22 protein-coding genes, 1 tRNA gene, 1 pseudogene and 1 other annotated feature are annotated in these 23,044 nt (G+C 63.7%); of the genes and pseudogenes, 12 read left to right on the forward strand and 12 right to left on the reverse strand.

The features are described 5' to 3' along the window. Window positions 1–40 precede the first annotated feature (40 nt). The 4 genes and pseudogenes from M2361_RS17400 to M2361_RS17415 form a co-directional block, all read right to left on the reverse strand. A pseudogene (locus tag M2361_RS17400) lies at window positions 41–517 on the reverse strand (aldehyde dehydrogenase family protein); the annotation flags it as partial. A gap of 222 nt (window positions 518–739) precedes the next feature. Continuing rightward, window positions 740–1,129, reverse strand: a complete 390-nt coding sequence (locus M2361_RS17405; protein ID WP_242001401.1) for a thioesterase family protein — start codon at window positions 1,127–1,129, stop codon at window positions 740–742. Between the two features lie 113 nt (window positions 1,130–1,242). After that, window positions 1,243–2,118: an SDR family NAD(P)-dependent oxidoreductase gene (locus tag M2361_RS17410; RefSeq protein WP_259250882.1), complete on the reverse strand. Its 876-nt coding sequence runs from the start codon at window positions 2,116–2,118 to the stop codon at window positions 1,243–1,245. Window positions 2,119–2,123: 5 nt separating this feature from the next. Beyond that, a complete protein-coding gene (locus M2361_RS17415) occupies window positions 2,124–2,603 on the reverse strand; it encodes a MaoC family dehydratase (protein ID WP_259250883.1) in 480 nt (159 codons plus the stop codon). Window positions 2,604–2,812: 209 nt separating this feature from the next. On the opposite strand from M2361_RS17415, the gene M2361_RS17420 reads away from it, so the two are divergent. Then, window positions 2,813–3,454, forward strand: a complete 642-nt coding sequence (locus tag M2361_RS17420; protein WP_100854077.1) for a TetR/AcrR family transcriptional regulator — start codon at window positions 2,813–2,815, stop codon at window positions 3,452–3,454. Between the two features lie 21 nt (window positions 3,455–3,475). On the opposite strand, the gene M2361_RS17425 is transcribed toward M2361_RS17420, so the two are convergent. Then, entirely contained in the window at window positions 3,476–5,113 is a 1,638-nt protein-coding gene (locus tag M2361_RS17425) for an AMP-binding protein (RefSeq protein WP_259250884.1), read from the reverse strand. Between the two features lie 181 nt (window positions 5,114–5,294). On the opposite strand from M2361_RS17425, the gene M2361_RS17430 reads away from it, so the two are divergent. The 3 genes from M2361_RS17430 to M2361_RS17440 all read left to right on the forward strand — a co-directional run bounded on the left by M2361_RS17430 (window position 5,295) and on the right by M2361_RS17440 (window position 9,587). Further along, the gene (locus M2361_RS17430) at window positions 5,295–6,050 is read left to right on the forward strand and encodes an enoyl-CoA hydratase/isomerase family protein (protein WP_259250885.1); all 756 of its coding nucleotides are present in this window, start codon (window positions 5,295–5,297) and stop codon (window positions 6,048–6,050) included. A 31-nt stretch (window positions 6,051–6,081) separates the two neighbouring features. Next, a complete protein-coding gene (locus M2361_RS17435; protein ID WP_259250886.1) occupies window positions 6,082–7,326 on the forward strand; it encodes an ABC transporter substrate-binding protein in 1,245 nt (414 codons plus the stop codon). A 164-nt stretch (window positions 7,327–7,490) separates the two neighbouring features. Next, window positions 7,491–9,587: a PhoX family phosphatase gene (locus tag M2361_RS17440; protein WP_259250887.1), complete on the forward strand. Its 2,097-nt coding sequence runs from the start codon at window positions 7,491–7,493 to the stop codon at window positions 9,585–9,587. A 172-nt stretch (window positions 9,588–9,759) separates the two neighbouring features. Here M2361_RS17440 and M2361_RS17445 read toward each other — a convergent pair whose 3' ends face one another. Then, window positions 9,760–10,731 (reverse strand): MerR family transcriptional regulator, encoded by a 972-nt coding sequence (locus M2361_RS17445; RefSeq protein WP_259250888.1) that lies wholly within the window; start codon window positions 10,729–10,731, stop codon window positions 9,760–9,762. Between the two features lie 171 nt (window positions 10,732–10,902). On the opposite strand from M2361_RS17445, the gene M2361_RS17450 reads away from it, so the two are divergent. Together M2361_RS17450 and M2361_RS17455 are read left to right on the forward strand one after the other, a co-directional pair. After that, a complete protein-coding gene (locus tag M2361_RS17450; RefSeq protein WP_259250889.1) occupies window positions 10,903–11,358 on the forward strand; it encodes a fasciclin domain-containing protein in 456 nt (151 codons plus the stop codon). Window positions 11,359–11,577: 219 nt separating this feature from the next. Continuing rightward, entirely contained in the window at window positions 11,578–11,808 is a 231-nt protein-coding gene (locus M2361_RS17455) for a DNA-3-methyladenine glycosylase (RefSeq protein WP_100854070.1), read from the forward strand. Between the two features lie 443 nt (window positions 11,809–12,251). On the opposite strand, the gene M2361_RS17460 is transcribed toward M2361_RS17455, so the two are convergent. The 3 genes from M2361_RS17460 to M2361_RS17470 all read right to left on the reverse strand — a co-directional run bounded on the left by M2361_RS17460 (window position 12,252) and on the right by M2361_RS17470 (window position 15,187). Then, a complete protein-coding gene (locus M2361_RS17460) occupies window positions 12,252–13,736 on the reverse strand; it encodes a SulP family inorganic anion transporter (protein ID WP_259250891.1) in 1,485 nt (494 codons plus the stop codon). Window positions 13,737–13,821: 85 nt separating this feature from the next. Beyond that, window positions 13,822–13,875 (reverse strand) — a sequence feature (sul1 is cis-regulatory element that is thought to sense ions involved in sulfur or methionine metabolism; They are found in Alphaproteobacteria). Between the two features lie 176 nt (window positions 13,876–14,051). Next, a complete protein-coding gene (locus tag M2361_RS17465) occupies window positions 14,052–14,651 on the reverse strand; it encodes a thiamine pyrophosphate-dependent enzyme (RefSeq protein WP_259250892.1) in 600 nt (199 codons plus the stop codon). Continuing rightward, on the reverse strand, window positions 14,651–15,187 hold the full coding sequence (locus M2361_RS17470) for a thiamine pyrophosphate-binding protein (RefSeq protein ID WP_259250893.1): 537 nt from the start codon (window positions 15,185–15,187) through the stop codon (window positions 14,651–14,653). The genes M2361_RS17465 and M2361_RS17470 overlap by 1 nt, the downstream gene beginning before the upstream one ends. 76 nt (window positions 15,188–15,263) lie before the next feature. On the opposite strand from M2361_RS17470, the gene M2361_RS17475 reads away from it, so the two are divergent. The 3 genes from M2361_RS17475 to M2361_RS17485 all read left to right on the forward strand — a co-directional run bounded on the left by M2361_RS17475 (window position 15,264) and on the right by M2361_RS17485 (window position 18,402). Further along, window positions 15,264–16,235 carry a LysR substrate-binding domain-containing protein gene (locus tag M2361_RS17475; RefSeq protein WP_259250894.1) on the forward strand — a complete coding sequence of 324 codons (972 nt, stop codon included), beginning with the start codon at window positions 15,264–15,266 and terminating at the stop codon, window positions 16,233–16,235. A 206-nt stretch (window positions 16,236–16,441) separates the two neighbouring features. Next, entirely contained in the window at window positions 16,442–17,410 is a 969-nt protein-coding gene (locus M2361_RS17480) for a tripartite tricarboxylate transporter substrate binding protein (protein ID WP_259250895.1), read from the forward strand. A gap of 38 nt (window positions 17,411–17,448) precedes the next feature. Beyond that, entirely contained in the window at window positions 17,449–18,402 is a 954-nt protein-coding gene (locus M2361_RS17485; RefSeq protein ID WP_259250897.1) for a tripartite tricarboxylate transporter substrate binding protein, read from the forward strand. A 133-nt stretch (window positions 18,403–18,535) separates the two neighbouring features. On the opposite strand, the gene M2361_RS17490 is transcribed toward M2361_RS17485, so the two are convergent. From M2361_RS17490 to M2361_RS17500, 3 genes are all read right to left on the reverse strand, one after another. Then, window positions 18,536–18,612 (reverse strand) — tRNA-Pro (locus M2361_RS17490). Between the two features lie 202 nt (window positions 18,613–18,814). Then, a complete protein-coding gene (gene ispB, locus M2361_RS17495; protein ID WP_100853993.1) occupies window positions 18,815–19,780 on the reverse strand; it encodes an octaprenyl diphosphate synthase in 966 nt (321 codons plus the stop codon). 155 nt (window positions 19,781–19,935) lie between these two features. Beyond that, the gene (locus tag M2361_RS17500; protein WP_259250902.1) at window positions 19,936–21,096 is read right to left on the reverse strand and encodes a fumarylacetoacetate hydrolase family protein; all 1,161 of its coding nucleotides are present in this window, start codon (window positions 21,094–21,096) and stop codon (window positions 19,936–19,938) included. Window positions 21,097–21,230: 134 nt separating this feature from the next. On the opposite strand from M2361_RS17500, the gene M2361_RS17505 reads away from it, so the two are divergent. The 3 genes from M2361_RS17505 (at window position 21,231) to rpmA (ending at window position 22,902) form a co-directional block, all read left to right on the forward strand. Beyond that, entirely contained in the window at window positions 21,231–21,989 is a 759-nt protein-coding gene (locus tag M2361_RS17505; RefSeq protein WP_259250903.1) for an IclR family transcriptional regulator, read from the forward strand. Window positions 21,990–22,295: 306 nt separating this feature from the next. Continuing rightward, window positions 22,296–22,607 (forward strand): 50S ribosomal protein L21, encoded by a 312-nt coding sequence (rplU, locus tag M2361_RS17510; RefSeq protein WP_006216228.1) that lies wholly within the window; start codon window positions 22,296–22,298, stop codon window positions 22,605–22,607. A 34-nt stretch (window positions 22,608–22,641) separates the two neighbouring features. Then, complete coding sequence (gene rpmA, locus M2361_RS17515) at window positions 22,642–22,902, forward strand: 50S ribosomal protein L27 (protein ID WP_050445798.1); 261 nt, start codon at window positions 22,642–22,644, stop codon at window positions 22,900–22,902. Window positions 22,903–23,044: the final 142 nt, after the last annotated feature.

Below are 23,044 nucleotides of genomic sequence, written 5' to 3' on the forward strand. Positions count from 1 at the left end.
CGGCGTTGCCCGCCAGCAAGGCGGCGCACATCATGTTCACCGACAAGGCCAAGGGAAAATTGAAGGGCGCAATCACCGCGAACACGCCATACGGGCGCAGCACATCGTGCGTGCTTTCGTTATCGAAGGCGCGCGCCAGCGGTTGCCGATAGCCATCGCTGCGTTCGGCTTGATCGCAGTAGTAGCGGATCAGGTCCACCGCTTCCTCGGCTTCGCCCAGCGCTTCCAGACGCGACTTGCCGATCTCGACAATCGTCGCCATGGCGAAGTCGTACTTGCGTTCGGACAGCACCATCGCCAGACGCCGCAGCACCGCGATGCGCGCCGCCCAACCCTGCGCGGCCCAAGCCGGTTGCGCATGCCGGGCGCAAGCGATGGCGCGGTCCACGGTATCGGCATCCGCGCAGGGAAAGCGCCCGATCAACAACCAATGGTCGATCGGCGAATAGCACGCGTGCAGGTCTTCGCCAGCCACCGCGTGGCCGTCGAACCGGTGACGATGGTCGTGGCCCAGCATGCGCGATTCGAAGTCGGGCAGGCGCTGGTCCAGCAGATCGTGCACCGCCGAAAAATCGGTGTGGATGTTCGAGTACGTGACGCGAGGCAAGGTGTGGTCGATCACAGCAGCTCCCAGGGCGGCGTTTGGGTCAGTGCGGCCGGCTAGGCGCGGCCGGCCAGGCGCCCCCAGCTAGGCGCCCCCAGCTAGGCGCCGCCAGCTAGGCGCCCCCAGCCGACGCGCTCAGGCCGCGCGCAACAACGGTTCCAGCGCGCGGCGCAAGGCCGGCGGTAATTCGACGGGCTTGCTGGATTCACGGTCCACATAGGCGTGGGTGTAGCTGCCCTGGGCGGCCGCCGTCTCGTCATCCTCGCGAAACATCGCGAACTCGTAGGTGACGCTGCTGCGGCCCAGGCGCCCCACGCGCATGCCCAGCACCACGCGGTCGGGAAACGTGACCGGGCGAAAGTACGAGGTCTGGCTGTGGACCACCAAGCCGATCACGGCGCTGGCGCGCAGGTCCAGCACGCCCAGTTCGATCAGCGTCTGGTTGACCGCCGTGTCGAAATATTCGTTGTAGACCACGTTGTTCATGTGGCCGTAGACGTCGGTGTCGCGCAGCCGTGTCGTCATCGGCAGCAGGCGCGGATAGTCGCCTCGCGCGTGCGGCGCGGCGCGCTGGGGTTGCTGCGTTTGCTGATGCGGTTGCTGATGCTGATTCGGTTGCGGTTGTTCTGCGCTGGCGTTCATGCGGCCTCCTGTGCGCGCTTCAAGATACGGGCAACGTGGGCCAGCCCCTCGGGCGGTTCGATCAGCGTGTCCAGGCTGGCGATCTCATCAAAATGCGCGGCGATGCTTTCCGGCGTGCGCGCGTCTTCCGGAAAATACACACCCGCGCTTTCCACGATGGCCAGCCTCGCGTAGGTGCCCGCGCCCGCCAGCAATGCCGTGCGGCTGGGCGCGCCCTCGGCCACCAGGAACAAGGCCGCGGGCGTCACATAGGCGGGGTCCAGCGCGCGCAGCGCGTCGGCGTCGAACATCTCGGCGGTCATGCGGGTGGCGGCGGTGGGCACCAGCGCGTTCACATGGATGCCGTGCTTCTGGCCTTCCAGGTGCAGCACGTTCATCAGGCCGACCACGCCCGCCTTCGCGGCGCCGTAGTTCGATTGGCCGAAGTTTCCATACATGCCCGAGGTGGACGTGGTCATCAGGATGCGGCCATAACGTTGCTCGCGCATGATGGGCCACACGGCGCGCGCGCAGTTGGCCGAGCCCAGCAGATGCACGTCGATGACGGCGTTGAAGTCGTCGGCGCTCATCTTGGCGAACGTCTTGTCGCGCAGGATGCCGGCATTGTTGATCAGGATGTCCACGCGGCCCCAGGCGTCCATGGCACGCGCCACCATGGCGTCCACGGCCGAGGTATCGCAAACGTTGCCTCCGTCGGCAATGGCCTGCCCGCCCGCCGCGCGGATCTCGTCGACCACGGCTTGCGCCGCGCCGCCAAAATCATTCACCACCACCCGGCAGCCGCGCGCGGCCAGTTGCAGCGCGTGGCTGCGGCCCAGCCCTTGTCCGGCGCCTGTCACGATGGCGACGCGTTCGTCAAAGCGTATGGTCATGGCGGTCATCCTTGAAGCACGGTCATGGTGATCCAGTCGGCCACCAAGGCGGGGCGCGCGGCGCCCTCGATCTCGACGGTGACGGCGTAACGGGTGGTGAATTCACGGTCGTTGCGGGACGTGAATTCGCTAAGGACAAAGCGGCCGCGAATCCGTGCCCCCACGGGCACTGGGGTCAGAAAGCGGACTTTGTCGAAACCGTAGTTGATGCCGATGGCCCCTTCGAATACCGGCAGCACCTGCAAGCTGAATCGGGTCAGCAGCGACAACGACAGAAAGCCATGAGCGATCGGCCCGCCAAACGCGCTTTCACGCGTGGCGCGCGCCGGGTCCACATGAATGAACTGGTGGTCGCCAGTGGCATCGGCAAACAGGTCCACCTGCGCCTGCGTGACGGTGAGCCAGTCCGACACGCCGATTTCTTGCGATACCTGGGCAGCCAGGGTTTGCGGAGGGGTGAGGGGTTGGGCAAGGTCTGTCGTCATGGATGGCCATTGAAAGCTGCGTGGGCGGGCTTGGTCATGCAATTAAGCACGAAAACATACCGAGTAGTATAAACTTCGATTTTGCGATTTGCATAGGGCGCCGATCAAGGCCGCGCGTCCTGATGCAAAAGTGCCCCGCCACCCGGCGGGGCATCAGGCGAATGGCTAAACTGGCGCTTTGCCACGACGCATGGATGGAGAAAGGCGCAATGAATGGGGAACCTACGGTGACGGCTGCACGCGATGACGGCATGGGCAACATTGAACTGCTGACCGCGGCGGCCGAGTGCTTCATGGAGCAGGGGTTCCACGCATCCAGCATCGACGACGTGGCGCGCCGGCTGGGCGCCACCAAGGGCCGCGTCTACCACTACTACCGATCAAAAACCGACCTGTTCTTCGACGTGCACCGCGAAGGCATGCGGCGCAACTTCGAGGCCGTGCGTCCGGTCATGAAGGAACCGGGCACCGCCGCCCATCGGCTGGCGCTGATGCTCAAGCACCATGCGCTGTCCATGATGGAAAACCTGGCGTTTGAAACGGTGGTGGTGCAAGGCGTACACATGCATCGCCTGGGCGCGACCACCCCCGCGCAGCGCCAGACCCTGGCCGACCTGATGACCATCCGCGACGATTTCGAAGCGCTATTCAAGCGCGTGGCCTACGAAGGCGTGGAAGACGGCTCGCTGGCCATTGATGACGTGTCAGTCGCCATCAAGGCGGCGCTGGGCGCCATCAACTGGCTGGCCGTCTGGTATCGCCCACGTCTGGGCGAAACCCGCGACGACCGCGAAATCCTGGCCAACAAAGTCGTCCACACCATCATCGCCGGCCTGGGCACCCGCCCCTGACGGCGAACGTCGCGCCCCCCCTCACCCCAACCTCTCCCTCCGCAACCTAACCCCCGCCCGTTCCCGATCCCACGTCCCCTGCGCCACTCCCTCGCTGCGCAGCACATGCTTTTGCAGCTTGCCACTGGCCGTCTTGGGCAATTCCTCCACCACCCTTACATACCTCGGCACCATGTAATGCGGCACCCGCTCGGCCAGCCACGCAATCAACTCGGCCGGCTCCACCTGCGCGCCCTCCACCGCCGTCACCACCGCCAACACATCATCCTCACCGTGCTCGCTAGGCACCGCCACGGCCACCGCTTCCCGCACCGCCGGGTAAGCGCAAATCTCCCCCTCAAGCTCAAACGACGAGATGTTCTCGCCGCGCCGCCGAATCACGTCCTTCAATCGGTCAACAAAGGAAAACGTGCCATCCGCATCGCGCCGAAACGCATCCCCCGTGTGGAACCAGCCGTTACGCATCGACGCGGCGGTGGCTTCGGCATTGCGGTAGTAACCCGAGAACAATGCCCAGGGGCGATGCGAACGGATCAGCAACTCGCCCACCTGGCCGTCCGGCAGTGCGCGGTCCTGCGCATCGCCCACGCGCAGCTCGAACCAGGGCCTGGGCTTGCCGCAGTGCCCGGCCTCGGTCAGGCCCGGCCCCGCGCTTAGCGGGCTGGCGATCTCGGTCATGTTGTAGACCGTGTAGAGGTCCACGCCAAAGCGCGCCTGAAACGCCGGCGCGTCTTCACCAAACGGCACGATGAACGCGCTGCGCAGCGTGTGCTCGCGGTCGCGCGGCGACGGCGGTTGCTTGAGCAGAAAGTTGGCCATCACGCCCAGAAGCAGCACGACCGTGCTTTCGGTGTCGCGGATGGCGTCCCAGAATTCGGCGGTGCGAAACTCCGGCACCATCGCGATCGACCCGCCATAAGCCAGCATGGCGTACACGTACAAGGTGCTGCCGCAGTGGAAGATGGGGCCCGCGATCATGCAGCGGTCTTCCGGCGTGATGCAGTCGAAAGCGTCCGGCCCCATGGTGTAGATCTGCACGTAGGACGTCACCACGCCCTTGGACAGCCCGGTCGTGCCGGACGTGTACATGATGGACTGCGTATCCCAGGGTTCGATGGGCGTATCGGTAGCCAGCAGATCCGGCGCGGGGTCGCCCGGTTCATCCACCAGCGGCGCGAACGACACGCCGGCCAGTGGCTCGGACGGGTTAAACGACGTGCCACCATCGCCTTCGCCCGTGAGCAGCACGTGACGCAGCGCCCCCGGCTGCAATTCCTGCAAGCGCCCCACCAACGCGCGGTGCGCCAGCATCAGCGAGGCCTGGGCGTTTTCCAGCACATGCGCCAGCGGGCGGCCACGCAGCGCGGTGTTCAGCGGCACGTACACCGCGCCCAGATAGTTGATGGCGAACCAACTGACCAGCAGCTCAGGCCCATTGCCCATCCAGCACAGCACGCGATCGCCCTGCTTGACGCCCGCGCGTCGCAGCGTCGCTGCCCGTCGGCGTACCTGCGCCAGCGTCTGGGCATAGGTCCAACCCGGACCCTTATGGAATTGAACAAAGATACCGTCTGGTATCTTTTTCGCTTGCGCTTCCAGCAGATAGCGCAGCACGCATGCCTCGCGCTCGGGAACGGCTGCCCCAGCCTCGTCATTCATCAACAGTCTCCTCATCTTGTGGTTTCGCCTTATTTTTCATGACTTCCCGGCGGCCATCCAGCGTTGATGGATACGGACTTACCCGCACCCGCGATGAAGAACCGTCCAGGAAGCCTTGCGGCTTTCAACATACTTGGTAGTATATCCACCAAATTCCTCAAAACAAGAGCGGAAAAATCCCATGAGCATGGTTTCAATCGAGCGTGACGATGGCGTGGCGGTGGTGCGTTACGACCGTGGCGGCAAAGCCAATGCATTGAACCTGGCCGCCATGGACGCATTGATAGCTGCCGCCGCCGAGCTTGCGCGCGACGAACACATCCGCGCCGTGGTGCTGACCGGCACGGCGGCCGTCTTCAGCGCCGGTATCGATCTAAAAGACCCCGCCTTGTGGACCCACGACGATCCCTTGACCACGCAGCGAGCGTTGGCGCGCGGCGAAGCGCTGTGCCGCGCGTGGGCAGAGTTGCCACAAGCCACCATCGCCGCCATTGAAGGGGCGGCCGTGGGCGGCGGCGCCGTCTTGGCGCTGGCATGCGACTGGCGCGTGCTGACCGACAGCGCCTTTCTGCGCCTGCCCGAAGTGCGGCTGGGCCTACCCTTGGCCTGGGGCGGCCTGCCCCGCTTGGCCAGCCTGGTGGGGCCCGCGCGCGCCAAGCGGGCGCTTTTCACCGACCTGCAACTGGACGCCGACACCGCCCAAGCCTGGGGCCTGGCGGACGTAGTGGCTCCCGCCGGCGAAGCGCTGCACGCCGCGCGGACCTTGGCGCGCGACGCCGCCGCCTGCCCACCCTTGGCGCTGCGCCTGAGCAAACGCGCCATCGACGCGCAATTCGACGCGAGCCACCTGGCGCACGCGCAGACCGATCAGTTCCTGTTGTGCCATCTGCTGTCCCAACCCACCGCCGTATCACCAATGCCGCAAAGATCCGCGTAAACAGCGGACGCCCCCCCCCTTGGAGGAAGACATGAACCATTACCTACGCGCCCTGCTCGTTGCCGGCGCATTCGCCATGCCGGCCGCGCACGCGCAGCCCGACAAGCCCATCCGCATCGGCGTCCTGACCGATCTATCCGCCATGAACGCCGACCTGTCCGGGCAAGGCTCGGTGGAAGCCGCCCGCATGGCGGTGGAAGACTTCGGGCCGACCGTGCTGGGCCGCAAGATTGAAGTCATTGCAGCCGACCACCAGAACAAGGCGGATGTGGGTTCGGCCACCGCGCGCCGCTGGATCGATCAGGAAAACGTGAAGGCCATCGTCGACGTGCCCACCTCGTCCGTGGCGCTGGCGGTGCAGGAAATCACGCGCACCGCCAACATCGCCTTCCTGGCGTCCACCGCCGGCACCTCGGACCTGACGGGCAAGGCCTGCTCGGCCTCCACCGCGCAATGGACCTACGACACCTATGCGCTGGCCAACGGCACCGGGCGCGCGCTGACCGAGTCCGGCATGAAAAAGTGGTACTTCCTGACGGCCGACTACGCCTTCGGCCACGCCTTGCAGGCCGATACCGAAAACGCCGTCAAACAAGCGGGCGGCCAGATCTTGGGCTCGGTCAAACATCCGCGCGCATCGAACGATTTTTCGTCGTTCCTCTTGCAAGCACAGGCCTCCAAGGCCGAGATCGTGGCGCTGGCCAATTCGTCGGGCGACACCACCATGGCGATCAAGCAGGCCAATGAATTCGGCCTGATCCAGGGTGGGCAAAAGCTGGCTGGCTTGCTCATGTTCATTACCGACGTGGACGGCGTGGGGCTGGAGCAGGCGCAAGGCCTGGTTCTGACCAGCGGCTTTTACTGGGATATGGACGCGCGCACGCGCGACTGGTCAAAACGCTACGCCGAACGGATGAAGGGCCGCGTGCCAACGATGGCGCAAGCAGGCGTCTATTCCGCCGTGCTGACGTTCCTGAAGGGCGTGAAGGAAAGCGGCAAGCTGGAAGGTGACGCGGTGATGACGCAAATTCGCGGCATGAAGATCGACGACATGTTCGCGCGCAATGCCTATCTGCGCGAAGACGGCCGCCTGGTTCACGACATGTACCTGGTGGAAGTGAAGAAGCCGTCTGAGTCCAAGGCGCGCTGGGACTACTTCAAGATCCTGCGCACCATTCCGGGCGACAACGCTTTCCGGCCGCTGGACCAGGGCGGGTGTCCCTTGGTTGCGTCGAAATCGGTGGCGTCGAAATCTGCCGCCAGCACATCAAAGTAATCGCGCTTGCTTGCGTTTAGCCGGCCCCGTGCAAACGGCGCCGGCATTTTTTTTGCGCGCCGATCACCCATCAACACTTTCAGCGTGGTGTCATTAACCTTTCATTTGCGGCTTCTAGTATTGCTCGTCCATTCAGGCACAGCCCATCAACGCCAGGAAGCCACATGAGCAAATCCATCTCCGACAAGATCGTCCGCAACCCCAGCCAGAGCAGCCCTTTTTCCGAGATTCTGGAAAAGAACCTGTCGCGCCGCATGGTGATGCGCGGCGGTCTTGCCGCCGCCTTCGCCACGATGACCAGCCTTGGCCTGGCCGGCTGTAACAGCAGCGATGACGATGATGACGACAATGTCGGCGGCGAACCGAACCCCGCGCCCGAAGTCCCCGGCGGCGAAACGCCTGCCCCGACCCCGCTGAAGCTCGGCTTCGATTCCCTGCCCACGTCGATGACGGACGCTTGCGTCGTGCCGCAAGGCTATGTGGCCCACGTGTTCGCGCCGTGGGGCACGCCGTTGAACGACAACGCGCAGGCCTGGGACCAGAACGGCAACAACACGTCCAACGACCTGCTCAACTCCATGGGCATGCATCACGACGGCATGCACTTCTTCCCCATCGAAGGCAGCTCCACCGAAGGCCTGCTCGCGATCAACCACGAATACATCGACCAGGGCGCCCTGCACCCCGCCGGCCCCACGTCGGTGGCCGGCAAGCGCCCCGCTGAAGAAGTGCGCAAGGAAATCAACGCGCACGGCGTGGCCATTGTCCACGTGCGCCGTGAGAACGGCCGCTGGAACATCGTCAACAACTCGCGCTACAACCGCCGCTTCACGTCGGCCACCGCGATGAAGCTGGCCGGCCCCGTCGGCGGCACGGACTGGGTCAAGACGCCCTTCTCGCCCAACGGCATGCAAGTGCGCGGCACCAACAACAACTGCGGTAACGGCTACACGCCGTGGGGCACCTACATCACCGCCGAAGAAAACTGGGCAGCCTGCTTTGTGAACACCGGCACGCGCCCCGCGCACCAGCTTCGCGTTGGCGTATCCGGCGGCCCCGCCGGCCGCTACCAATGGGAAACCGCTGCGGGCGACGCCACCGAGGTGCTGGGTGAATTCGCGCGCTTCAACGTCACCGAAACCGGCATCGACGCCACGCAAGATTGGCGCAACGAGGTCAACGGCTTCGGCTACCTGGTTGAGATCGACCCCTACGACCCGACCAGCATCGCCACCAAGCGCACCGCCATGGGCCGCTTCGCCCACGAAGGCTCCGCCTACAGCAAGCCCGAAGCCGGCAAGCCGCTGGCCTTCTACAGCGGCGACGATTCGCGCTTTGAATACATCTACCGCTTCGTGTCGGAAGCCGTGTGGGATCCGAAGGACGCCGAGCGCACCGACCGCCTGGCCGTGGGTGCCAAGTACCTGGACAAGGGCACGCTGTACGTGGCCCGCTTCAATGCGGACGGCACGGGCGAATGGCTGGCATTGACGGGCACCACCGTCGGCGCCGGCGGCCGCACGCTGGCCGACGAATTCGGCAGCCTGGACGCCATTCTCATCAACACGCGCGGCGCGGCCGACTTCGTGGGCGCCACCCCGATGGACCGCCCGGAGTGGACCGCCACGCACCCCACCAACGGCGACATCTACCTGACGCTGACGAACAACAGCAGCCGCAACGCCGGCACGGGCACCAACCCGCCCAACCCGCGCCTGAACAACGTCAACGGCCACATCATCCGCTGGCACGATGAAGCCGGCTCGACCAAGTTCGAGTGGGATATTTTCGTGTTCGGTTCGGATGCCAGCGCCGACGCCGACACCAACCGTTCGGGCCTGACCGCGCTGAACCAACTGGCCAGCCCCGACGGTATCGGCTTCGACACCCGCGGCATCCTGTGGATTCAGACGGACAACGGCATCGACGGCGGCCGCAACAACAACGTGGCCCGCGCCACCAACGACCAGATGCTGGCCGTCATTCCCGGCGCGCTGGCCGACAGCACCGGCACGGGCCCGGCCATCAACGCGTCCAACCAGGCCGACCTGCGCCGCTTCTTCGTCGGCCCCAATGAAGCCGAAGTCACGGGCTTCGCGTTCACCCCGGACTACACCAGCATCTTCCTGAACATCCAGCACCCGGCCAACTGGCCGGCCTACAGCACGGATGATGCGACGATTGCGGCCAGCGGCACGGTGCGCCCGCGCGCGTCGACGGTGGTGATCCAACGCGCCGATGGTGGACCGATCGGGGTGTGATTGACAGCGCCGCCCTGCGCGGGGCGGCGCCGCTAATGAGCTAAGCGACGAGCTGAGCGACCAGCTGAGCGAAGGGCTGAGCGACGGGCCGACCGGGCGACTTTCCCCGGTCGGCCCGAACCCGTTTTGAGCACGTGCATTCCATGCCGAATGCCCATGGCTGCGCCCGCGCTCAACCGGCCAACGGCCATATGCCTTCCGATTGCAGCAGACGCCCCATGGCGGCTTCCAGAATGCCGCGCGCCTGGCCCGCGGCCTGCTCCAGCGCCAGATGCAATTGCGCGTCGGCGTCATTGCGTGAGGCGCACTGGGCACTGTAGCGCTCGAAGCTGCCCACCATCATGAGCAACTCGGCCAGATGCCTGGGACACTCGCAGGCGATGGGGTTGCGCAGCGCCATGATCTTGGCCAAGGCTTCTTCGTTGAACGTGATGGCCGAAGCCGGGGCAAGCGCGGCAAGGTTCGACCCGGCGACCGCCGAGCGGCACAGCGGCGCAAGTTCCGTCAACTGCGCCGGAATGCGCGCAACCAGGCATCCTTGCGCGCGCAGGTTGCGTATGGTGGCGTTGGCGCAAAAGCGGTAGAGCACGACCACGGCGCCGGTTTCGGTCGCGTCGCGCGCGCGCTGAATGGGCGCGAGCGCATCGGCATCCAGCTCGGAAATTTCAATGATAAGCACGTCGGCATGACGCGGCAGCGACCCGGCGTCTTCCAGGTGCGCGCACGCGCCGACCACATGGACGTCAGGCCCTGCCATGTAGCCAGAGCCCCCGTCGTGGCCCGTGCCCCCCGCCAAGAGGCGAGGCGCAAGGGTCGCGCCGACCGCCACGGCGCGCAACGGGGGGCCGGCCAAGCTGGGCTGCGCGCCGAGCATGGCTTGCAACTGCGCAAGCGTCAGCAGCGCAAGCGTACCGATGCCGTGCCCCTGATCCACAAGCTGCTTCAACAGGCTGAGCCGGCGGACCTGCTCGGCCGAGTACAGCCGCTGGCCGCGTGGCGAACGGGCCGGCGAGGACAACTGATAGCGCCGCTCCCAGACGCGCAGGGTTTCCACGGGCAAGCCGGCCAGCTTGGCGGCGACCCCCGTGCGGTAGGCCGCGGTTGAACCGGATTCGTCTAGGACAGTATTCGGAGTATTTGGCATTTTTGACCCGCCTATGAACCGATAAAGATTGAATTTACAGGTTCAAAATATGGACGAAGGAAAAGATGCCGCCTACTCTACCCTCACGCATCGCGTTTTCCAAGTTGCGACGCGATATTGAGGGCACCCCAGGACGCGGGCGCCTGATTCCCTCACTTTCTGGAGCACAACATGAAGCGATTTTTGATTGGAACGACCATTGCCCTGGCTTGCGGCTGGGCCAATGCCGCCGACCTCGTGGACACGGCCAAATCGGCGGGCGGGTTCAATACCCTGACTACCGCGGTGCAAGCCGCCGGCCTGACCGACACGCTGAAGGGACCGGGCCCCTACACCGTTTTTGCGCCGACTGACGCGGCATTCGCCAAGGTGCCGAAGGACAAGCTGGACGCGCTGCTGAAGGACAAGGCCGCGCTGACCAAGGTGCTGACGTATCACGTCGTGCCGGGCAAGGTCATGGCCAAGGACGTCAAGGCGGGCAAGGTCAAGACCGTTGAGGGCAGCGAAGTCACCGTGACCGTCGCCGACGGCAAGGTCAAGGTGAATGACGCCAACGTGGTCAAGACGGATATTGCCGCCGACAACGGTGTCATCCACGTCATCGACACGGTTCTGATGCCGATGTAAACCGGGACAGTTGCGGGTCAACCCGTAGCCACCTCGATGCAAGGAGTGCATGGCCGCCGCAAGGCGGCTTTGCGCTTAGCGCTTGGCGCTTGGCGCTTGGCGCGTGGCGCTTGGCGCGTGGCGCTTGGCGCGTGGCGCGTGGCGCGTGGCGCAGGCAATCGGAACGCGAGAGGGAACGCGCCAGGGGACGCAGACGAAGGGAGACAGCAGGAGATTCTTATGGATACGCAAGAATTGGTCGCCCAGATGATCACCAGAACATCAGGCACGCGGCGCTTCGAAGACTGGCCCGAAGTCCTGGCCGCCTACGCCGCCTGCCTGGACACGGTGCAGCACAAGCTCACCCGGCAGGAGATGGAAGATTTCATCAACCTGGGCGCGGACTTCTATCGGACCTTGGCTCGGGCCGAGGACTATCGGCGAGGATGCAGCTTTGGGGCAGGAAGCTGAATCGTGTACCGCAGGTTTGCACGAGCGGGGAATGGCCATAGGCGTCCGTGACCAGCAAGGCCGCGGAGCCGTCGGCAACGACAATGTAGGATGGGTGGAGCGCGCCAGATCCGGAAAAAGAATACCGGTGCGTATCGCGCGAAACCCATCAACCGGCGCCTGACGAAACGTAGACCGCCAAAAGCAAAAACAGCCAGCAGATTGGATAGACCTGGTCCATCATCTAGCGGCTGTTTTCCTGCGGTAAGCCTTAGCCTCGTTCAGCGCTGCTTGATGGGTTCCGCGCGTTCGGCGTTAGTGTTCTTGCCTACACCATGCCGCGCTCCACCCATCCTACAAGGCAAAGTCGCTGGGCGCGGCGCCGCCCAGACCGACAAGTCACAAACCGACGCGGCGTAGGGCGAGGCATCCAGGCACCCAAGTATTTTCGACATGTTGTCTCGTTAGTGCCCCAACGACTTGGCGTCGGCGCCGGCTTTTTCGTGAATCGCGAATCGGCCAATCAGGGTGGCGCTGGCGGCGTTCAGGCCAACCACATCCACGGCCTTGCCTTCACGCCGCAGCTTGATCACCACCTTGTCCAGCGCGCCTACGGCAGAGATGTCCCAGAAGTGCGCGGCGGAAACGTCCAGCACCACGCGGTCGACGAGCTCTTTGAAATCGATGGCTTCGGCAAAGCGTTCGGTGGACGCAAAAAACACCTGCCCCGCGTAGTAATAGGTACGGGTGCGTCCGTCTTCCGACAACGCTGAAGTCACCGCGAAAAGCCGCTTGACCTTGCCCGCGAAGAACACACCGCTCAACAGCACGCCCGCCAGCACGCCCCGGGCCAGATCATGCGTCCAGACCACCACCACCACGGTCGCCAGCATGACCACGGAAGACTGCCAAGGATGTGTACGCAGGTTGCGGATCGAACCCCAACTGAACGTGCCGATGGACACCATGATCATGACCGCGACCAATGCCGGCATCGGAATCCTGGCCACCAAGGGACCCAGCACCACGATCAGGAACAGCAGGAAGGAACCCGCCACGAACGTGGAGAGCCGCGTCGAACCGCCCGACTTCACGTTGATGACGGACTGGCCGATCATGGCGCAACCGCCCATCCCGCCAAAAAAACCCGTCACGAAATTCGCGATGCCCTGGCCCTTGCATTCACGCCGCTTGTTGCTGGGCGTGTCGGTCATGTCGTCCACGATCTGCGCGGTCATCATCGATTCCAACAAACCCACCGCCGCCATGGTCAGCGAATACGGAAAAATGATCTGCAAGGTTTCAAGGGTGAAGGGCACGTTCGGAATCAAAAACGACGGCAGGGACGACGGCAGCTTGCCCATGTCGCCCACCGTGTTGACGGGCAGGCCCCAGTAAATAGAAATGACCGTCAGCACGATGATCGCGATCAAGGGCGACGGCACGGCCCGGGTCAGGCGCGGAAACAGATAGATGATCGCCAACCCGCCCGCCACCATCACGTAGGTGACCCACGTGACGTTGATCAACTGCGGCAACTGGGCAATGAAGATCAGGATCGCCAGCGCATTCACGAACCCGGTGACGACCGACCGCGACACGTATTGCATCAGCAGATCAAGCCGCAGGAATCCGGCGATGACCTGGAAGACGCCCATCAGGATGGTGGCGGCGAACAGATATTCGACGCCATGCTGCTTGACCAGGGGTCCCACCAGCACCGCGACGGCAGCCGTCGCCGCCGAGATCATGCCCGGCCGACCACCCACCAACGAGATGATCACGGCAATGGAGAACGAGGCGTAAAGGCCCAGTCGCGGGTCGACGCCCGCGATGATGGAAAAGCCGATGGCTTCGGGAATAAGCGCAAGGGCAACGACGATGCCCGCAAGAATGTCGTTGCGAGGATTGGACATCCATTCGCGACGAAAAGAAGAAAGAAAAGACATTGATTGGCTAACCTGACGTTAGCAAGCGATGCCTCACACCGAGGAGGGTTTGTTTTGGTCTCGGAGCGAGCCGAAATTCGCTTGGAGTTGTCCGAGGGATAGGCGCCCGGCCGAGCCACCCGGCCAAGCCGAGTCCACTGGTATCGCTGTCGTAGCGATGCGCATCCATTGCAGATGCTGCGGGGGTGGATTTTACACGGCTCGGTGTTGTCCGCCGCGTTTGAGCATTTCCGGCGGCCGGATATTCCCATCAGATGCGCGCATGCTTGCGTCCGGCGACCGCGTAGCCGGACGCAGGCATGCGCTTCGCTGGCCTCAGAATGTTGGCAATCCCAGGGCAGCCCGGAACCGGTTTTTTACATGCACGCCATCGCGCGGCGGCAGAGCGCGTGGCGGCTCGTCGGGCAGAATCAATGCCTGCACGAACGACACACCGCGCCGAGCCCTGACTCGCTCCGCGACTTCGCTGGCCTGGCGGGTTTCGCCGATGCAGAACGCATCCTTGATACCGAATCCCTGCGCCACCGCCACCAGGTTCGTGCCCAGGCTGGTGTGGCTGCGCTGCATGCCGGTCTCGCCAAAATGGCCGTTGTCCAGCACCACGATCGTCAGGTTCCTGGGTTGCTTGGCGCCGATGGTGCCCAGCGTGCCCACACCCATCAGTTGTTCGCCATCACCCGTGATCACAAGGACCGACCGTTCGGGCTGCGCCAACGCCAGGCCCAGCCCCATGCCCGCGGCGCCACCCATGGCTCCCCAAAGGTAGAAGTTGTGGTCCCGGTCGCCTGCGGCAAAGACGTCATACGAAGGCGATCCCAGGCCCGAGATGACCAAGGCGTCAGGCGTGGCGGCAATCAGTTGCGACACGAAGGCGCGGCGCTCGACAGCGCCCGGTGAATTCAAACTGTTCGACATCAGTTCCGCTCCCACTTCTTACGTCCAATCAAGGTCTGCGACAGCAGTACGGCAACCTGTTCGCCGGCCAGGAATGCAGAATCGACGGCGGCGCTGACGATCTCTTCAACGTCATCAGGGTCCGAGGCCCTGAGCACCGTGATGCCCATCAGTTCCAGCGCCTGCTGGGTGGTCTTGCCCATGGGGCCTTGCCAGGGGTTGAACTCCGCATACTCGCCCCGCATGGTCACCAACGTCAGAAAGGGAAAGTTGGCGCTGCGCAGCAACGAAAACATGTTTACGCAGTTGCCCACGCCGCTGCTTTGCATGAGCAGCGCGGCGCGCTGGCCGCCCAGCCACGCTCCGCTGACCACGGCAACGCCCTCTTCTTCCGTGGTCAGGACAACGTCGTTGATGTCGGGGTCCAGCTGGGCCTGTCTGATGGCGTAGGCATGGCCGGCGTCCGGCACATAGGCAATCTGGCGGATGCCGCCGGATTTCAAGGCGTCAAACACGGCTTGCTGCCAAGCGGGCGCCTCGGTGGTGGTCGAAGTCATGGTGATATTCCCAGTGGCTGAGTACTTCGATCCATCTTATATCGCTATAGAATCCTCAACTAAATAGAATTTAGTGATGGATTTCATCACTCATCCGCATACCCGGGAGGCCTCGATGGACCTGAAGCAACTGAAGGCATTCGTGACCGTGGCCGAAACTGGCAGCGTGACCAGCGCCGCTCGTCTGTTGAACATCGTGCAACCGGCGGTATCGCGCCAGTTGAAGCTGCTTGAAGACGATATCGGAACCCCGCTCTTCACCCGAGGCCGCCTCGGAATGGAGCTGACGGATGCCGGTAAGACGCTGGAGGATTACGCGCGCCGTGCCCTCAATGAGCTGGACCGGGCGCGGGCCGAGATTCGACCGTCCAGTGGAACCGTAGGAGGCATCGTCACCGTGGGCCTGCTGCCCAGCGCCGCCGACATGCTGTCCAGCGCGTTGCTCAGCGCGGTGGATGCTCACTACCCCGGCATCCGCCTGAGGCTGACCGCGGGTTATGCCGGGCACTTGCAATCCTGGCTGGAGACCGGCGACGTGGACATCGCGCTGCTCTACGACTCAAAGCCAAATCCCGCCTTGAAGCTGCGCCCCTTGCTGGAGGAAAACCTGTGGTTCGTCGGCCCTCCCGGCAGCGGGCTCGACAAGCGCCACCCCGTGCGCATGGCAGACATCATCGGCCGTCCGCTGGTGCTTCCCAGCGCACCGCACGGCCTGCGTTCGCTCGTGGAACAGGCGGCGCGCACGCAGGAAACCGAACTGCATATCGTGGCGGAAACCAACGCAATGAGCGTTCAGAAACGCCTGGTGCTGGACGGCCACGGCTACACCATCCTTCCCTCGATTGCGGTGGCGGATGATGTGGATCGAGGCATCCTGGCGGCCGCTCCTGTCATCGATCCCGTTCTGGTGCGGCGCATCGTGCTGGCCCAGCCCGCCACCCGCGCCGTGCCGAATTCCGTGCATTGCGTCATGAACGAACTCATCCAATGCGCCCGCGCCGCCGTGCAGCATGATCGCTGGCCGTCGGCACGCTGGCTCGCAAAATAATCGTCCTTGCGCGGCGCCATCGCCAGCCGTGATCAGTTCCATCACGAAATTCTATTTATTTTCCGTTTTCATAACGGATTAATCTGGGGCATCACGACGGCGCGATCTGGTCGGCACCCCAGGAATCGCACGGATTGATCGCGACTCATCCCTACACCTCCCCAATACGCCTACGAGCAAGAGGGAGGGTTCCTCAAGGAGACAACATGCGCTTTCCCATCAAGCGTTGGGCGTGCTGCGCCCTGGCATCTGCGTTCAGCGCGGCCGCTTTGGCCGCCGCGCCTTATCCGGACAAGCCGATACGCCTTGTCGTGCCATGGCCGGCGGGCGGATCGGCGGACACCATCGGGCGCTCGTTGGGAGAGGCGCTGGGCAAGCGCCTGAACGCGACGGTCGTCGTGGAAAACGTGGCGGGAGCCTCCGGCACGATAGCAACCACGCAGTTCGCCCGCGCGGCGCCGGACGGCTACACCTTGCTACTCGCCACCAGTTCGGCGAATGTCTCGGCGCCGAATCTCTACACCAAGGTGCATTTCGACCCGATCAAGGACTTCACGCCTATCGGCGAAGTGGCGCTGGTGCCCAGCATCCTCATCGTGTCCGCGGACTCGCCATTCAAGCGTCCCGCCGACGTCGTGCAGGCGGCGCGCAAGCAGCCGGGCAAGCTTTCCTACGGCTCGGGCGGCACGGGCAATTCCGGGCATCTGTCCGGTGAGCTTTTCCGTTCAATCAACAAGATCGAGGTGAGCCACATTCCCTACAAAGGGAATAACCCCGCCCTGACGGACCTCATGGGCGGCCGCCTCGATTTCATGTTCGACAACGGCGCCATCGGACACATCCAGAGCAACCGGGTTCGCGCGCTGGCCGTAGCAGCCGACACCCGACTCAAAGCCCTGCCCGATGTGCCGACGTTCGAAGAGCTAGGCATGCACGGCATGCAATTGACGACCTGGTTCGGCTTGGCGGCTCCCGCCGGCACGCCCGCGCCCGTGGTGGACAAACTAAGCACGGCGCTCAATGCCGTCATGTCCGATCCCGCCTATTCGCAACGGCTCATCGCAATGGGCGCCGAACTGCGACAAAGCACGCCGGCCACATTCACGGCGTTCTGGGCGCAGGAACTGGACCGCTACCGCACGCTTATTCAGTCGGCAGGCATCAAGGTCAACTAATACACAGCGGCGCACAACAGCCGACTAGGGAGACAAGCATGAAGGCAACGGTACTGCAGTATCTCGTCGCGGGAGTCTTGGGTCTGGCAACGACCACGGCACATGCCGCATGGCCGGACGATCGGCCTATCGAGCTCGTGGTGGGCTTTGCACCCGGCGGTGGCACGGACGTGATGGCGCGCCTGGTCGCACAGCACATGGAAAAACGGCTGGGCGACAAGGCGCGGATCATCGTCATCAACAAGCCGGGCGCTGGCGGGGAAATTGCCGTCCGCTATGTCGCGGCCGCAAAGCCCGACGGCTATACGCTGGGCATGATCAACGCACCGGGTTTCGTGTATTTGCCGCTACGCAAGGGCGCGAAGTATCGGCCCGACGATATCCGTCTCATCGCCCGGCTGGTCGACGACCCCTTGCTATTCGTCAAGCGGCGCGGCTCGGACGCGCCGGACAATCTGCGTCAACTTGTTGACGACCTGAAGCGGTCGCCCGAGTCGCTGTCTTTCGGACACAGCGGCGACGGCACCACTGGCCACCTGGCGCTGATGGACCTGGAGCGCAGCCAGGCAGTCCAGGGCAACAGCGTTCCTTTCAAGGGCGGTGGTGACATTCGGCTGGGCGTCTTGGGAAATCACATCGACTACGGCCTGATCACGGTCAGCGAAGTGCCCGAACTGAACGACCCGGCAGGCCCCTTCGCGGCAATCGCCATCACGAGTGACAAACGACACAACGACACCATACCCACCGCGGCAGAAGCCGGCGTTCCGCTTCGATATTCATCCGAGCGCGGCATGGGCGGCCCGGCAACGCTGCCGGACGCCATCCGCGATAAGCTCGAGCGCGCGCTCCAGGAGACGCTGAAAGATCCTGCCTTCCTGGCCGCGTCCGGGCGCGACGCAGCAGTGCTCGCATTTCAGCCAGGCGAGCAATGGAAGGAAAGCCTGGACCGTCAAACACGCGCGTTCGCGGACGACGGCCCACGCAAGTAGGCACCCGGCCATACGACGATCTTCCTGCTTGCGCAGGAAGCCTCCAGACGCAAAAAAGCCGGCCCGCTTTCGCGATACCGGCTTTCAGCTAAAAGTGTCGGGAAACACTTTCAAAAATTCGACCACAAATCAGTGGTCGGGGCGAGAGGATTCGAACCTCCGACTCCTGCGTCCCGAACGCAGTACTCTACCAGGCTGAGCTACGCCCCGAGTGTGTGAGTTGGACAACTTACCAAACTCGTACTACCAACTTAGCGGCGCTCAGTGCTACCAAGTTTCTACTACTTTTTCCGCTGCGAATTAAACAGCGTCCGCTATTAGAACCTATATTCCGTTTTTTTGAAAATCAGGTTTGCTTCCCTGTCGGTTTGCATCCCTGCCTTTCTTCAATCCGGAACATCAAGCTCGCTGCTCAGCGATCTCTATTCACCGCGAAAGCGCAGAATTCTAGCAGAGAATCCAGAAAAGGCGAAACGGGGTAGATCGACAGCGCGTCGCGAGCCCGATCTGCCTCGGCCACGGCGGCCAGGCGGGCGTGTTCCAGCGCGTCAGTCGCTTGAATCGCGGCGGCCACCGCGGCGAAATCCGCGTCGCCGGTTTTGATGGCGTCGCGGATCAACTGTTGCTGTTCCGGCGTACCCACTTCCATTACGCGGATCAGCGGCAGCGTCGGCTTGCCTTCGCGCAAGTCGTCGCCCACGTTCTTGCCCAAGGCCGCCGCATCGCCGCTGTAGTCCAGCACGTCGTCAACCAGTTGGAACGCGGTGCCGACGTGGCGGCCGTAGGCAGCGGCGGCGGCTTCTTGTTCGGGCGTGGCGCCTGCCAGCACGGCGCCAACCTGCGCGGCGGCTTCGAACAGCTTGGCGGTTTTGTAGCGCACCACTTGCAGGTAGCGTTCCTGCGAGACATCGGGGTCGTGCACGTTCAGAAGCTGCAGCACCTCGCCTTCGGCGATCACGGTCGTGGCCTCGGACAGGATGCTCATGATGCGCATCGAGTCGGCCTCGACCATCATTTCGAACGAACGGGAATACAGGTAGTCGCCCACCAACACGCTGGCGGCGTTGCCGAATACGGCGTTGGCGGTTTCGCGGCCACGGCGCAGGTCGGACTCGTCCACCACGTCGTCGTGCAGCAGCGTCGCGGTGTGAATGAATTCCACCACGGCGGCCAGCAGTTGATGATGCGTGCCTTCGTAGCCCAGGGCGCGCGCCACCATCAGCACCATGGCCGGGCGCATGCGCTTGCCGCCCGCGCCAATGATGTAGTCGCCAATCGTGCGGATCAGAACGACGTCCGAATTCAGCCGATCGCGAATGACTGCATCGACAGCCTTCATATCGTCAGCAATGGGGGCAATAAGCGCGGGGAGATTCAAGACGTATCCGACAAGTGAAACGAGCCGCAAGGGGGCTCTTACCGCTGGGCCCACCAGGGATGGCGGGGGATTCGACCAGCGATTATACGGGGTGTGACAGGCGGGGCGGCCCGCTGCCGCCCCTCTTGTCAGCGCAAACGGCGCAGGCCGCCGCCCTAGCTGACCAGGCCGCGCTTGGCCAGGTTGGCGTACAAGGCACGCACGCCGAACGTCCACGGCGTGATCTCGGTGGACAAGCGCACCTCGTTGACCAACGCCCCGATGCGCTCGGAGGCGATCTGCACGCGGTCACCCAGTTTGTGCGTGAAGCCCGTGCCCGGACCCTTGCGGTCCTGGCTGGGCGAGAACATCGTGCCCAGAAACAGCATGAAACCGTCGGGATACTGGTGATGCGCGCCGAACGCCTGGCGCACCAGGTCTTGCGGGTCGCGGCTGATTTCGCGCATGTGGCTCACGCCATCCAATTGGAAGCCGTCGGTGCCGTCGATGCGCAGCGAGACGTCGGCCTGGCGCACGCTGTCCAGATCGAAGTCGCCGTCGAACAGGCGTATGAAGGGGCCGATGGCGCAAGAGCCGTTGTTGTCCTTGGCCTTGGTCAACAGCAAGGCGCTGCGGCCTTCGATGTCGCGCAGGTTGACGTCGTTGCCCAGCGTGGCGCCCACGATCTCGCCGCGGCTGTCCACGGCCAGCACGATCTCGGGTTCCGGGTTGTTCCATTGCGATTCGGGCAGCACGCCGATCTGCGCGCCGAATCCCACGGAAGCCATCGGCGGCGTCTTGGAGAAGATCTCGGCGTCGGGCCCGATGCCCACTTCCAGGTATTGCGACCACTGGCCGCGTTCGACCAATTCCGCTTTCAGCTTGGCCGCCTGGTCCGACCCCGGCCGCAAGCGCGACAGATCCGAGCCGATCAAGGCCTGCATGCGCACGCGGATCTCGTCGGCGCGGCTGGCGTCGCCGCCCGCCTCTTCTTCGATCATCCGCTCCAACAGGCTGATGGCGAAGGTGACGCCGGCCGCCTTGATGGGTTGCAGGTCGCAAGGGGCCAAGAGGCGTACCCCACCCTGGTTTTGCAAGGTGGCGTCCATCAAGGCGCGCACGTCGCCCAGCGATTCCCCCTTGGCGCTTTTCGCCAGCGCCACGCGGTCAGGGCGGTCAAGCAAGTCTGAAACGGTGGGGGCCACGGCCGTGATGTCGATGACCTCGCCGTTGCGCACCACCACCACGCTGGGGCCATCAATGGGCGCCGGGCGCCACACCCGGCCCACCAGCAGCGCACCCGCCAAGTCGGCGGGCAGTGAGTTTTCTTGGTTCATGAGTCTCCACGCTTTATGCCTTGTCGGCGGCATTCGAATAAGGAGTCACGAGTCTAGAAGAAGGCCGTTATGATGTCCAACATAGTGAATAATCGTCCAATATATTGGAAACAAGCACATTGGAAACAAACTCGGTGACCAAGGAATACGATGTGCCCGCCATCCGGCGCACCCACGACATCCTGCGCGTGCTGGCCAGCCGCCGCACGCCGGTCAAGGCGGCCGAATTGGCGCAGTCGTGTCAGCTTGCCAAGAGCACGCTGTACCTGCTGCTGGACTGCCTGGAGCACCGCCGCTGGATCGAACGCAAGGACGGCGGCTACATCATTGGCATTGAATTGATGTCGCTGGGCTTCGCCTACCTGCGCCACGATGGCTTGCAAGCGGCCTTCCACGAGGCGGCCAGCGCCTTCGTGACCCGCTGCAACGAGGTCGTGCAACTGGCGGCGCTGGACGGGTTCGACGTGGTCTACATCGCGCGCGAAGACGCCCGGCGCCCGGTGCGGCTGGTCTCGGAACTGGGCATGCGGCTGCCGGCCCACGCCTGCGCCTTGGGCAAGGCGCTGCTGGCCAACCTTGACCCGGACGCCTTGGCCGCATGCGTGCCCGATACGCTGCCCCGCGTGACCGAGCGCACCTTGGCCACCCGCCAGGCGCTGTACGAAGAACTGGACCGGGTACGCCAGACGGGCTTGGGCCAGGATCAGGAAGAGGTGGCCACGGGCCTCGTCTGCTACGCCGCCTATGTGGGCGTGACGCCGCTGGGCAAGCGGGTGGCGGTCAGCACGTCTATCCCGACCGACCGGCTGGACGACGCCCACCGGCGCGACGTCATGGAAGGCATCCGCCAGGTGGCCCGCCACGTCGCGCTGCGCGTACTTCCCCCGGTCTGAAGCGCGCGCGCCACACCTAAGCCCTTAGCCCACAACGGCTTTTTGACTTTTGAAAAGCCCCACGCTAATATTGCGGATTCGGTCAGCAATGCCCGAATTACGTCGGTTGTTCGCGTAAACCCTTTGGGTGTTTGGTCAGCGCATTTAAGCTAAATGGCTAAATGCATTCGGCTAAATACTTAGGCTCCCTTCCTTCTTGCCAGATTCTGGCGCCCAGACAGGAATTCAGCCTTTCCAAAGCGGCAATCCCACCCAGCAGGGCGGGGCCTCGCGAATGAACCCATTTACCTATTTAAGGAACACCCCATGTACGCGGTCGTAAAAACCGGTGGCAAGCAGTATCGCGTTGCCGCTGGCGAAAAACTCAAGATAGAACAGATACCGGCAGACATTGGGCAAGAAATCACCCTGGACCAAGTGCTGTCCGTGGGCGAAGGCGACCAACTCAAAGTTGGCACGCCCCTCGTCTCCGGCGCTGTGGTCAAGGCAACGGTTCTTGCGCAAGGCCGCCACGACAAGGTCAAGATCTTCAAGATGCGCCGTCGCAAGCACTATCAGAAGCGTCAGGGCCACCGTCAGAACTACACCGAAATCCGCATCGAAGCCATCACGGCTTAAGACGCGACTCGGTACCACTTAGCAGGAGCTAAACATGGCACAGAAAAAGGGCGGCGGCTCTACGCGAAACGGACGCGACTCAGAATCAAAGCGTCTGGGCGTCAAGACTTTCGGCGGTGAACTGATTCCCGCTGGTTCGATCATCGTGCGTCAGCGCGGTACTCGCTTCCACGCTGGCGTGAACGTCGGCATGGGCAAGGACCACACCCTGTACGCGCTGATCGACGGCAAGGTTCAATTCGGCTTCAAGGGCGCGTTGAACAAGCAAACCGTTTCGATCGTCGCTGCCGAGTAATCGGACAAGCACGTCAGTAACGCGGTTCGCCGCGTTCTCGAACGGCAAAAGCCCTGTCGCATGCGGCAGGGCTTTTTTGTTTTAAGCTTTTTTGTTCTCAGGCAATTGGCGAGTAAAGTTTCCAATGCCACCTGGCAGCGCC

This window comes from Achromobacter sp. JUb104, from assembly GCF_024806975.1.
Classification (GTDB): domain Bacteria; phylum Pseudomonadota; class Gammaproteobacteria; order Burkholderiales; family Burkholderiaceae_B; genus Achromobacter; species Achromobacter spanius.